Here is a 12,020-nt window from a genome sequence, read left to right on the forward strand (position 1 = left end):
TCTGGAGAAACCAGGGTGATCAACCGGCAATCGATTTCACATTCAAGGGTGGAATAACGCACGGTAACTCCCTCCCCTTCAAGGGGAGGGTTGGGGTGGGGATGGGTTTGACCGGCGTCGTGGTAACCCATCCCCCTCCTAACCTCCCCCTTGAAGGGGGAGGAATCAGGTGCCGACGCTGACTCCACGCCCCTGATCGCCGGGTTGGCAAGCATGTCTCGCTCAGTAGGTCTCGATATGGAAGCGGCCCTTCGCGAGAATCTGCGGACGCAGCGTTTCCCAGTCGGCGCCGTTGGCACGGCAGATGTCGCGGAAAGCCTCGAGCACGCCGGCTTCCATGCCCTTGAGGCCGCAGATGTAGATGTAGGCGTTGTCGTCGGTTAGCATCTTGAACACTTTGTCGGCGCGTTCGCGGATGCGGTCCTGCACGTACATCTTGGGTTCGCCCGGTACGCGCGAGAAGGCGAAGTTGATGTCGATGAAGTCCTTGGGCAGCTTCTGCAGCGGGCCGAAGTAGGGCAGTTCGCCGGGCGAGCGGGCGCCGAAGAAGAGCAACAGGTCGCCGCCTTCCTTCAACTCCATGCGCCGGCGGCGGCGCTCGGTCATTGCCCGCATCGGTGCCGAGCCGGTGCCGGTGCAGATCATCATGATCGACGAGCCCGGATTGTTCGGCATCAGGAAGGTCGAGCCGTAGGGGCCGGTGACCTGCACCTTGTCGCCCTTCTTGAGGTCGCACACGTAGTTCGACGCCACGCCCCTGGCCGGCTTGCCCTCGTGGTCCTCGGTGACGCGCTTGACCGTCAGCGACAGGTTGTTGTGATGCGGGCGCTCGCCTTCGCGCGGGCTGGCCACTGAATACATGCGCAGCAGGTGCGGCTTGCCCTTGTCGTCGGTGCCGGGCGGGATGATGCCGATCGACTGGCCTTCGAGTACCGGGAAGGGGGTGGCGCCGAAATCGAGCACCACATGATGGATGTCGCTCGACGCATCTTCGGCGGTCAGGCGGTAGTTGCCGGTCACCGTCGCGGTCACCGGATTCGCCGGCGAATACAGGTTCACATACGGGTGCGAAGCCGACCACGGCGCCAGCGCCGGTCCGCCGTGGCCCGAGGTGGCGACATCGGTGATCTGCTGCACTTCTGCCGGGGTTTCGCTGGCGGCGCCGGTTGCGCCGGTGCTGGCTTCAAAGTTGTCGAGCTCGCGCGTATCGGGCAGCACGTCCCAGCCCAGCTGATCATCCAGCGAATACGATGCATCGGTCTCGACATTGCGCCAGGAGTCGATCGCGCCGGTCGGACAGGGCGAGATGCAGGCCAGACAGCCGTTGCACACGTCGAACTTGACCACGTAGTTGCGCGAGTCATGGGTAATGGCATTGACCGGGCAGATCTCTTCGCAGGTGTTGCAGCGAATGCAGATCTCCGGGTCGATCAGGTGCTGGCGGGCAATGCTGGCGTGCTCTGCTGGCGCGTTCATGATGTCTCCTGTCTCCAAAGGTTGGGTGAGCGACCTCGCTCTTCCCCCTTCAAGGGGGGCATAGCCGGGGTTTCAGCGAGCGCTGCTCGCTGCCGGCGTAGCGGCGAGGCTTTGCCGAGACTACTGGTTGGGAGGGGGATGGGTTTCCGTCGGGATTGGCCACCGTTCTTGCGAGCCTCAGCCAAAAACCCATCCCCACCCCAGCCCTCCCCTTGAAGGGGAGGGAGTCCGGTGCCCCGCTTTTCTCTTTTCTTAATTAAAACGGACGTACTCGAAGTTGACCGGCTGGTTGTTGATGCCGCGTCCGGGCGGTGCGATCCAGCCGGCGAACTTGCCTGGCTCGAGCACGCGGCCCATCAGCGAATGCACGTACAGGCGGTCTTCGTCGCTGGGCAGCCACTTGAGGTGGTTGTGCGTCCATTCCGCTTCCGACAGCAGGCGGCCGTCCGGACTCACATGCACGTCGGCGAACATGCCGATGGCGCGGTGGAAACCCTTGTGCGGCAGCGTGAAGCGGAAATCGAAGCCGAACTTGGCCGGGATACGGTTCCAGCGATCCACGCCGGCCTGCACATCGGCGATCCAGTCGTCGCGCAGGCGCTCATTGAGTGCGGTGAGCGCACCGACATGACGGCTGGTGATCTTGTCGCCGGCCACGTCCATGACCTCGTACTCATTGTTCATCAGCTTGTGGTCGTCGTCGATCTTGGTCTCTTCGAAACGCCCCTTCAGCCCGGTGGTGTAGTAGGTCGCCGCGTTGGACGACACTTCGTTGCCATACAGATCGCTGGTGACGCTGAAGTGGAAGTTCAGGTACTTCTGCAGCGTCGGCAGGTCGATCACGCCGGCGGCGCGCAGCTTGTCCTTGTCGTCGGTCTTCAGCTGCTGCATCACTTCGCAGGTGCGCTGGATGACACGCGCGATGCCGGATTCGCCGACAAAGAGGTGATGCGCTTCTTCGGTGAGCATGAACTTGCAGGTGCGGGCCAGCGGATCGAAGGCCGATTCGGCCAGCGAGGCGAGTTGGTACTTGCCGTCGCGGTCGGTGATGAAGGTGAACATGAAGAACGACAGCCAGTCCGGGGTCTTCTCGTTGAAGGCGGTCAGGATGCGCGGATTGTCTTCGTCACCCGAACGGCGCTCGAGCAGCGCCTCGCCTTCCTCGCGACCGTCACGGCCGAAGTGGGCGTGCAGCAGGTAGACCATGGCCCACAGGTGGCGGCCTTCCTCGACGTTGACCTGGAACAGGTTGCGCAGGTCGTACAGCGAGGGGGCGGTCAGTCCGAGGTGACGCTGCTGCTCGACCGATGCCGGCTCGGTGTCGCCCTGGGTGACGATGATGCGGCGCAGGGTGGAGCGGTACTCGCCCGGCACGTCCTGCCACACGTCCTCGCCCTTGTGGTCGCCGAAGGTGATCTTCTTGTTCTGTTCCTGCGGGGTCAGGAAGATGCCCCAGCGGTAGTCGGGCATCTTGACGTGGTCGAAGTGGGCCCAGCCGGTGGGTTCGACGCTGACGGCAGTGCGCAGATAGACGTCGTAGTTGGTCGAGTTGTCCGGGCCCATGTCGTCCCACCACTGCAGGAAGGCGGGCTGCCAGTGCTCCAGGGCACGTTGCAGGGTCTTGTTTTCGGACAGGTTGACGTTGTTCGGGATGCGTTCGCTGTAGTTGATCATGTCTCGGGACTCCTCCGATATTTCAATAAGGGCAGGCGAGTTTCATCGCCGCGCTGCCTTGCCACGGACCTCCTGAACCACGCCAAGGCGCCGACTGCTACGGCAGAGGGACGGCTTGCCACGCGGCTGAACGAGGGATTCGGTGAGCCGGCCGCCGGGGGCGGCCGGCAGATGCCTTACACCCGGTTCCAGTCGAACTGGGCCTTCTTGCCCGAGCCGAACAGCTTCAGCGCACCGGTGGCGCCGACAGCGTTCGGACGGATGAAGATCCAGTTCTGCCACGCCGACAGGCGGCCGAAGATGCGGGTATTCATGGTTTCGGTGATGCCGAAGCGCAGATTGGCTTCGAGACCGGTCAGCGCATCGGGCGACAGTGCCGCGCGCTCTTCGACGGCGATGCGGATCTCGTCGGCCCAGTCGAGGTCGTCGGGGATGGCAGTGACCAGTCCAAGCTCGAAGGCCTCGGCAGCGCTCAGCTTGCTGCCTTCCTTCGCCTTCACCGCGGCAATCGGCGCGTCTTCTTCGTAGAAGCGCGCGGCGATGCGCGACAGGCCATTCACCATCGGCAGCGGGCCGAAGTTCATCGCCGTCAGGCCGATGGCATTGGGCGCGTCGGTGGTGTCGAGCATGTAGCTGCGGTCGGCCGCGAGGGCGATCTCGAGCAGGGTGCCGGCGAAGCACGAACCCGGCTCGATCAGCGCGTACAGGCTGCGCGACGACACATCGATACGGGCCAGCGTGCGGCGCAGCATGCCGAGGGTCTCGCGCACGAACCAGTTGTCCTGATTGCCGACGAGGGTGGCGTCGATGTCCATTACCACCTGCGCGTCGCCTTCGGTGCGCAACTGCCACAGGCCGACGTCGAGGTGATTGGTGCGCAGGTTGAGGATGGCGTCGTCGAGTTCGCGCGCCATCTTCAGCGGCCACCAGTTGGCGCCCTCGGCTTCGATCTCCGCCGCGGTTTTCGCGGTGACGGCGGCAGGGGCGCGAACGGTCAGGGTGACGGTACGGCCGGCGGCGTCGATGGCAGCATCGACGAATTCGTAGTGGTAACCCTTGTCATCGACCGTACGCTCCAGCAGCGGCAGGGCCACGCCCTTGGCCTGGTCGGGGCGGATGGAGCCCTGGGCGAGTGCGGTGGCGCGGGCGGCAATGTGCTCGCCGAACTGCTGCGCCTTGACCACGTCGTCCACCAGGCGCCAATCCTTGGCGCGCTGACCGCGCACCCCTTCCGAGATGGTGCAGAAGATGTCGGCATGATCGCGGCGCACCTTGCGCTTGTCGGTCACGCGGGTCAGGCCGCCGGTGCCGGGCAGCACGCCCAGCAGCGGCACTTCGGGCAGCGACACCGAGGAGTTGCGGTCGTCGATCAGCACGATCTCGTCACAGGCCAGCGCCAGCTCGTAGCCGCCGCCGGCGGTGGTGCCGTTGCAGGCGGCGATGGACTTGATGCCTGAGTACTGGCTCGCATCCTCGAGGCCGTTGCGGGTTTCATTGGTGAACTTGCAGAAATTCACCTTCCAGGCGTGGGTCGATACACCCAGCATGTAGATGTTCGCGCCGGAGCAGAAAATCTTCGGCTTGCCCGAGGTGAAGACGACGCTCTTGACCGTCGGGTGCTCGAAGCGGATGCGTTGCAGCGCGTCGTGCAGCTCGATATCCACGCCCAGGTCATACGAGTTCAGCTTGAGCTTGTAGCCCGGGCGGATGCCGCCATCCTCGTCGATGTTCAGCGTCAGCGTGGCCACCTGACCATCCACGTCCAGCTTCCAGTGCTTGTAGCGGGACGGTTCGGTACGGTAATCCACCGGCTGGATGGCCTCGGCCACGTTCTCGGCTTGCTGCTTGTTTGCGACTGCTTCCACTTTTCTGTCTCCTCTTCTCAGGGGTCAGCTCATGACGAGCTGTCTTAACTTCATGAAACTCTCATCCACCGTCTCACCGGAGGTATCCACCACGGTGTCGGCCTTCGCATACAGCGCCTCGCGGGCAGCGAGGATGCGCTTCAGGTCTTCCATTGCTTCATCGTTGCCCGCCATCGGACGCAGGTCGCCCTGTGCCATCACGCGTGCCATGTGTTCTTCCGGCTGCGCCTTCACCCAGACGGTGAGGCAGTTCGACAGCAGCAGGTCGTAGGTCTCGGGTTGCGAAACGGCACCACCGCCGACCGAGATCACGCCCTTTTCCTGCTCGCGGAACAGCCGCTCCAGCGTGCGGTGTTCGATACGGCGGTAGCCCGGCTGGCCATACAGCGCGAACAGTTCGCTCGACGGCATGCCGGTCTCGCGCTCGATCTCGCGGTCGAGCTCGATGAAGGGCACGCCCATTTCCTTGGCCAGGCGGCTGCCCAGGGTCGATTTGCCGGCCCCGCGCAAGCCGATCAGGGCCACGCGCTTGCGCCGCACCGCCTCTTCATGGCCGAAGTCGCGCATCAGACGGAACACCACTTCTTCCAGGCGGTGCTGCGGCAGGCGCTCCAGAAAGCGGCGGATCAGGCGCTTTTCCACCGTGTCCTCCGCGTCCGGGGCGAGCAGTTCGATCAGCGATACGTCCAGCGCCCGGCTGATGTGACGTAACAGAACGATGGAAACATTGCCTTCGCCCGCCTCGAGGTGGGCGAGGTGACGTTCCGATACCGCCGCCTCGCGCGCCACCAGCTTCCGCGTCATGCCGCGGCGATCGCGAATCTCGCGAACGCGCTTGCCCAATGACATCAGGAACTCGCCATCACCGCGTTCGTCGGTGTGGCCCGCATCCTGAGTCTCGGTGTCCTTCAGCGTGTTTTCGGTCTGGGTGCTCATGTCTGTCGTCCTTGTGCAGAAAACTGCACGGCGTGGTTGAACAATAGTGCAGTTAAAAATGCCGGTCAAGAGGTAAAGTGCAGTTTTTTGCAGATTCGTGTGTGAAATACTGCATTGGCTTTGCAGCAAGCGCGGGAAATGATGCTCTATACTGCAGTGCAGCAATGCGGATAGCGGAAAAACATGCAATAAAGTGCTTGACGCGTCCTTGCCTGCGTGTATTCTATATCCAGCGGCAGACGCCTCGCATGTGTTTTAGTTCATGTGATGTGAGCTGCCAAATCGATGAGTGGGGAGATGCGGTGAAACTGAATAATCATCTATGTGGGCAGTGGCTGCAGGGTGCGGGCGAGGGCGTGCCTCTGCTTGATCCGGTCAGTGGCGAAGAGCTGGTCCGGGTGTCGTCCGAAGGGCTGGATCTCGGTGCTGCGATGGCCTATGCCCGCGATCAGGGCGGATCCGCATTGCGCGCGATGTCCTATGAACAGCGGGCGGCCTGTCTGGGGCAGATTGCTGAGGTCCTGAGCGCGAATCGCGAGGCCTATTTCGATATCTCGCTGCGCAACTCGGGGTCGACGGCGGCGGATGCCGGTTTCGACGTCGATGGCGCGATCTTCACCCTCAAGACTTATGCACGTGCGGGCAAGGTGCTGGGCGCCGCCCGCCAGTTGAAGGACGGCGGGCGCGTCGCGCTGGCCAAGACCGACGTCTTCCAGGGACAGCACTTCCTGACCCCGCTGCAGGGTGTTGCGGTGTTCATCAACGCATTCAATTTTCCGGCCTGGGGGCTGTGGGAGAAGGCCGCGCCGGCGCTGCTGTCGGGTGTGCCGGTGCTGGTCAAGCCTGCCACGCCCACGGCCTGGCTCACCCAGCGCATGGTCGAGGACGTGGTTGCGGCCGGCATTCTGCCGCCGGGCGCCATCAGCATCGTCTGTGGCGGCGCGCGTGACCTGCTCGATCACGTCGATGCGCGCGATGTGGTGTCCTTCACCGGTTCGGCCGACACTGCGGCGCGCATCCGCAATCATCCCGCGGTCGTGGCGCATTCGGTGCGCGTCAATGTCGAGGCCGATAGCGTCAACTCGGCCGTCCTCGGGCCGGATGCGGTGCCCGGCACGGCCGAGTTCGATCTCGCGGTCAAGGAGGTCGTGCGCGAACTGACGATCAAGAGCGGGCAGAAGTGCACCGCGATCCGCCGCATCTTCGCGCCCGCTGCGGTCGCAACGGCCCTGGCCGATGCGGTGGCGGCCAGGCTCTCCGGCATGACCGTGGGCAACCCGCGTACCGAGGGTGTGCGTGTCGGTCCGCTGGTCAGTCGGGCGCAACAGGCCGCGGCGCTCGAGGGCCTGGCAAAGCTCAAGCTCGATGCAAGGCTCGTGTTCGGCGGTGATCCCGATTTCGTGCCGGTCGATGCCGACCCTGCCGTGTCTGCCTTCGTTCAGCCCGCGCTGCTGTTCTGCGACAAGGGGCTGGATGCGCAATATGTACACGACGTCGAGGTGTTCGGTCCGGTGGCGACCGTATTGCCCTATGCCGATCCGGCCGCCTTGGTTGCCATGGTCCGCCGCGGCGGCGGGTCGCTGGTGGCCTCGGTGTATTCCGCCGATGCGGCATTCCTGTGCGAATTCATCCCCGCGATCGCCGACATGCATGGCCGCGTGATGGTGGTCGACGGTGTCATCGGCAACCAGCACACCGGTCACGGCAACGTCATGCCCACCTGTCTTCACGGTGGTCCCGGACGGGCCGGTGGCGGCGAGGAGCTTGGTGGCCTGCGTGCGTTGGCCATGTATCACCGCCGTCATGTCGTGCAGGGCGGTTCGTCCCTGCTTGATGCGCTGTGCGAAGGCGCGGCTGATGCTGCCCTGCTCGGCGCTTGACTCACCCGAACCCGATTGGAGAGCAGTCGATGACCCCAGAGATTTTCCAGCGCCTGATTGCAAACGTCACTTCAGCGATCGCCGGCAAGCCCGTCGATGCGCAGCTGGCCGATTTCCTCAACGAACGGTTTCCGGCCGATGGCGCGGAGTTCCAGACCATCGCGTCCGCCTGTCGCGACGCCGTGGCTGCCGGCTGGATGTGCAAGCTCGAGCATGGCGGCATCAAGTACGGCCGCGTGATCAAGCCCTGTCCGGAACTGCACGGTTTCAGCGTCGACGTGGTCGAGATGGCCGACGTCGTCGGCCCGCAGCACGCGCATCCCAATGGCGAGATCGACATGATCATGCCGCTCGAGGGGGAGGCGAAATTCGATGGTCACGGTGCCGGCTGGTTCGTCTATGGGCCGGGCAGCGTACATCGGCCCACGGTCAGCGACGGGCGCGCGCATGTGCTCTACCTGCTGCCCGAGGGGGCGATCGAGTTTACGCGCGCCTAGCGTATTGGTGTGCCCTTGATGGCATTTATCTCAAGTGGTCGTTGCGGTTGATGATGGGCTCCTTCCCCTTCAAGGGGGAGGTTGGGAGGGGGATGGGTTGTCTTTGCGCTGCTTGAAACCCATCCCCACCCCAGCCCTCCCCTTGAAGGGGAGGGCGCTTGGCCAGGCCAGCCTGAGTGCCAAACAGCGTTCAGCGCTGCAGTAGCGAACGACAGATTCAAGGATTTTGCGTCCTGCTGCCGGCAACAAGACCGGTGGGCGCGACTTCCGCAGCCAGGTAGTGGTTGCGATGCACGGCGCATCGTGCCGAGAAAGACGGAGGAGACAGACAATGCCCACCCTGAGTGCGGCGGACCACGCCACGAGTCCGCCCAGTATCGAGATCCCGCGTCAGTACAATGCCGCAGACGATCTCATCGGCCGCAACCTCGCGGCCGGTCGCGGCGCCAAGCTGGCCTATATCGATGACGCCGGCAGTTACACCTACGATGAGCTCGCCAGACGGGTGAATCGTTGCGCCAGTGCGCTGCGAACGGCTGCCGGCCTGCGCCAGGAAGACCGCATCCTGGTGTGCGTGCACGACACGATCGAATTTCCCACCGTGTTCCTTGGCGCGATCAAGGCCGGCGTGGTGCCGATCGCGGTCAATACCTTGCTGACCGCGCATGACTACGATTACATGCTCACCGACAGCCGGGCGCGCATCGCCGTAGTGTCGGCCGCGCTGATGCCGCTGGTCGAGCCGCTGCTCGGCAAGGTGCCGACGCTCGAGCGCATCATTGTCGCCGGCACTGCCAACCCCGGGCCGGACAGCCTTGCCGCCTTGCTCGAGCAGGGCAGCGACGAATTCGACACCGCATCGACGCTGGCCGACGACGCCTGTTTCTGGCTCTATTCATCGGGTTCGACCGGTGCCCCCAAGGGCACGGTGCACATCCACTCCAGCCTGATCCAGACTGCCGAGCTGTATGCCCGTCCGGTGATCGGCATCGGCGAAGCCGACGTGGTGTTCTCGGCGGCGAAACTGTTCTTTGCCTACGGGCTGGGCAATGGCCTGACCTTTCCGCTGGCCGTCGGCGCCACCGCGGTGCTGATGGCGGAGCGGCCGACACCGGCGGCGGTGTTCGAGCGTCTGCGCAAGCATCGGCCGACGATCTTCTACGGTGTGCCCACGCTCTATGCGTCCATGCTTGCCAGTGCCGACTGTCCGACGCGGGACGAGATGCGCCTGCGCGCCTGTACCTCGGCCGGCGAGGCGCTTCCCGAGGAAATCGGCAAGCGCTGGACCGAACGCTTCGGGGTGGACATTCTCGACGGCATCGGTTCCACCGAGATGCTGCACATCTTCCTTTCCAACCGCGCCGGCGATGTGCATTACGGCACCACCGGCAAGCCGGTGCCCGGCTATGCGGTGCGACTCATCGACGACGAAGGCAACGCGGTGAATGAGCCGGGCGTGCCCGGCGAACTCCAGATCAGCGGGCCGACATCCGCCGCGTATTACTGGAACAACCGCGAGAAGACCCGTGCCACGTTCCAGGGACAATGGACGCGCAGCGGCGACAAGTACCAGATGGATGCCGACGGCTACTACGTCTACGCCGGCCGCAGCGACGACATGCTCAAGGTCAGCGGCATCTATGTGTCGCCGATTGAGGTCGAGTCCGCGCTGATCGCCCATGCGGCCGTCCTCGAAGCGGCGGTGGTCGGCTGTGAGGACGACGACAGGCTGATCAAGCCCAAGGCCTACATCGTGCTCAAGCCCGGTCTCGTAGCCGACGATGCGCTGCGCGATCAGCTCAAGGCCCACGTCAAGAGCCTGCTCGCCCCATACAAGTACCCGCGCTGGATGGAATTCGTCGACGAACTGCCCAAGACCGCCACCGGCAAGATCCAGCGCTTCAAGCTGCGCGCCGCGGCCCAGCGCTGAACCGGAGAACATTCATGACCGCGATGCAGCAAGCCATTGAAATCATCAAGGACGAACACCGCTCCATGGGCGCCGTGCTCAAGGGCCTGCAGGCCCATGTCGAGGCCGTGCGCGAAGGCCGGGACAAGCCGGACTTCCCGCTCTTTCAGGCCATGTTCGACTACATCGAGACCATCCCCGACCGCGTGCATCACCCCAAGGAAGACGAGACCCTGTTCCGCCTGCTGCGCATGCGCAGCCACGCCGCCGACACCATCCTCGATGAGCTGGAGGGCCAGCACGACGTCTGCGGCACCCTGCTCGCATCGGTACGCAAGGCGATGGGCGCCTATCGCGAAAGCGGTGACATCGCCGGCTTCGAGCGCAGCCTTGGCGCCTATGCGGAGTTCCTGTGGGAGCACATGCGCAAGGAAGAAGAAGTCGTCATGCCGCTGGCGGCAGAAAACCTCACCAGCGAAGACTGGGAAACCATCCACGCGGCCTTTCAGGCCAACCGGAGTCAGGCCTGGTAAGGGCTTGCGGCGGGGCCCGCAGCCCCGTCAATACATCGAAAAACGACAGGAGACAAAGATGAAATCGGAAAACGGTCGCACATCGGTACGCAGTGTTGTGGGTCTGGTCGGTGTGGCAGTTGCCGCCTTGCTGCCTCTGGGAGCCGCGCACGCCGCGGAGAAGGTCAAAGTCGGCCTGATGCTGCCCTACACCGGCACCTATGCGGCGCTGGGCAATGCCATCACCAACGGCTTCAAGCAATACGTGGCGGAGCAGGGCGGGACGCTGGCCGGGCGCGAAGTGGAGTACTTCGTCGTCGATGACGAATCGGATCCTTCCAAGGCCACCGAGAACGCCAACAAGCTGGTCAAGCGCGACGAAGTCGACGTCCTGGTCGGCACGGTGCACTCCGGGGTCGCCCTGGCCATGGCCAAGGTCGCGCGCGACAGCAAGACGCTGATGATCATCCCCAACGCCGGCGCCGACGAACTTACCGGTCCGCTGTGCTCGCCCAACGTGTTCCGCACCTCCTTCACCAACTGGCAACCGGCCTACGCCATGGGCAAGGTCGCAGCCGAACGCGGGCACAAGACCGCGGTGACGCTGACGTGGAAATACGCGGCCGGCGAACAGGCCGTCGATGGCTTCGCAAGCGCCTTCGAGAGCGGTGGCGGCAAGGTGGTCAAGCAGCTCACCTTGCCCTTCCCGGGGGTCGAGTTCCAGCCCTACCTGACCGAGATCGCCTCGCTCAAGCCCGATGCCGTGTACGTGTTCTTCGCCGGAGGCGGCGCGGTCAAGTTCGTCAAGGATTACGACGCCGCAGGGCTCAAGAGCAGCATCCCGCTGTACTCGAGTGGCTTCCTCACCGACGGTACGCTGGGCGCAATGGGCGGTTCGGGCGAAGGCCTGCTGACCGCGCTGCAGTACGCAGACGGCCTCGACGTGGCCAAGGACAAGGCCTTCCGTACCGCCTACGCGATGAGCTACAAGATGCAGCCCGACGTCTATGCCGTGCAGGGCTATGACGCGGCGCAGTTGCTGAAGTCCGGTCTCGACGCGGTCAAGGGCGGCAAGCTCGAGCAGGGCGCCATGATCAAGGCCATGGAGTCGGCCACGGTCGATAGCCCGCGGGGTGCCTTCACCCTGTCGAAGGCGCACAACCCGGTGCAGGACATCTACCTGCGCAAGGCCGAAGGTCAGGAGAACAAGGTGGTCGGCGTCGCAGCGAAAAAGCTGGCCGACCCCGCACGCGGCTGCCGCATGTAATTCC

Annotated in this window: 9 protein-coding genes; 5 read left to right on the top strand and 4 right to left on the bottom strand. The window is 64.2% G+C overall.

The window, feature by feature from the left end; genetic code table 11:
• Positions 1 to 222: 222 nt before the first annotated feature.
• The 4 genes from boxA to J5J83_RS22640 form a co-directional block, all read right to left on the bottom strand.
• The gene (gene boxA / locus J5J83_RS22625; protein WP_212352605.1) at positions 223 to 1,476 is read right to left on the bottom strand and encodes a benzoyl-CoA 2,3-epoxidase subunit BoxA; all 1,254 of its coding nucleotides are present in this window, start codon (positions 1,474 to 1,476) and stop codon (positions 223 to 225) included.
• Between the two features lie 252 nt (positions 1,477 to 1,728).
• A complete protein-coding gene (gene boxB / locus J5J83_RS22630; RefSeq protein ID WP_212352607.1) occupies positions 1,729 to 3,150 on the bottom strand; it encodes a benzoyl-CoA 2,3-epoxidase subunit BoxB in 1,422 nt (473 codons plus the stop codon).
• Between the two features lie 176 nt (positions 3,151 to 3,326).
• Entirely contained in the window at positions 3,327 to 5,015 is a 1,689-nt protein-coding gene (boxC, locus tag J5J83_RS22635; protein WP_349251938.1) for a 2,3-epoxybenzoyl-CoA dihydrolase, read from the bottom strand.
• A gap of 24 nt (positions 5,016 to 5,039) precedes the next feature.
• Positions 5,040 to 5,951, bottom strand: coding sequence for a helix-turn-helix transcriptional regulator (locus J5J83_RS22640; protein ID WP_212352609.1), 912 nt, complete (start codon positions 5,949 to 5,951; stop codon positions 5,040 to 5,042).
• 302 nt (positions 5,952 to 6,253) lie between these two features.
• Here J5J83_RS22640 and J5J83_RS22645 point away from each other — a divergent pair, with 302 nt between their 5' ends.
• The 5 genes from J5J83_RS22645 (at position 6,254) to J5J83_RS22665 (ending at position 12,016) form a co-directional block, all read left to right on the top strand.
• Entirely contained in the window at positions 6,254 to 7,831 is a 1,578-nt protein-coding gene (locus J5J83_RS22645) for a 3,4-dehydroadipyl-CoA semialdehyde dehydrogenase (protein WP_212352611.1), read from the top strand.
• Between the two features lie 29 nt (positions 7,832 to 7,860).
• Complete coding sequence (locus J5J83_RS22650; RefSeq protein ID WP_212352613.1) at positions 7,861 to 8,328, top strand: DUF4863 family protein; 468 nt, start codon at positions 7,861 to 7,863, stop codon at positions 8,326 to 8,328.
• Between the two features lie 331 nt (positions 8,329 to 8,659).
• Positions 8,660 to 10,258, top strand: a complete 1,599-nt coding sequence (locus J5J83_RS22655) for a benzoate-CoA ligase family protein (protein ID WP_212352615.1) — start codon at positions 8,660 to 8,662, stop codon at positions 10,256 to 10,258.
• 14 nt (positions 10,259 to 10,272) lie between these two features.
• Positions 10,273 to 10,770, top strand: a complete 498-nt coding sequence (locus J5J83_RS22660; RefSeq protein WP_212352617.1) for a hemerythrin domain-containing protein — start codon at positions 10,273 to 10,275, stop codon at positions 10,768 to 10,770.
• 58 nt (positions 10,771 to 10,828) lie between these two features.
• Positions 10,829 to 12,016 (top strand): ABC transporter substrate-binding protein, encoded by a 1,188-nt coding sequence (locus J5J83_RS22665; RefSeq protein ID WP_212352620.1) that lies wholly within the window; start codon positions 10,829 to 10,831, stop codon positions 12,014 to 12,016.
• The last annotated feature ends 4 nt before the right edge of the window (positions 12,017 to 12,020 follow it).

Source organism: Azoarcus sp. L1K30, from assembly GCF_018122735.1.
GTDB lineage: Bacteria > Pseudomonadota > Gammaproteobacteria > Burkholderiales > Rhodocyclaceae > Parazoarcus.

Coding starts and splice junctions, on each gene's coding strand:
- J5J83_RS22665 (WP_212352620.1), top strand. CDS start 10,829: ATGAAATCGGAAAACGGTCGCACATCGGTACGCAGTGTTGTGGGTCTG.
- J5J83_RS22660 (WP_212352617.1), top strand. CDS start 10,273: ATGACCGCGATGCAGCAAGCCATTGAAATCATCAAGGACGAACACCGC.
- boxA (WP_212352605.1), bottom strand. CDS start 1,476: ATGAACGCGCCAGCAGAGCACGCCAGCATTGCCCGCCAGCACCTGATC.
- J5J83_RS22655 (WP_212352615.1), top strand. CDS start 8,660: ATGCCCACCCTGAGTGCGGCGGACCACGCCACGAGTCCGCCCAGTATC.
- boxB (WP_212352607.1), bottom strand. CDS start 3,150: ATGATCAACTACAGCGAACGCATCCCGAACAACGTCAACCTGTCCGAA.
- J5J83_RS22640 (WP_212352609.1), bottom strand. CDS start 5,951: ATGAGCACCCAGACCGAAAACACGCTGAAGGACACCGAGACTCAGGAT.
- J5J83_RS22650 (WP_212352613.1), top strand. CDS start 7,861: ATGACCCCAGAGATTTTCCAGCGCCTGATTGCAAACGTCACTTCAGCG.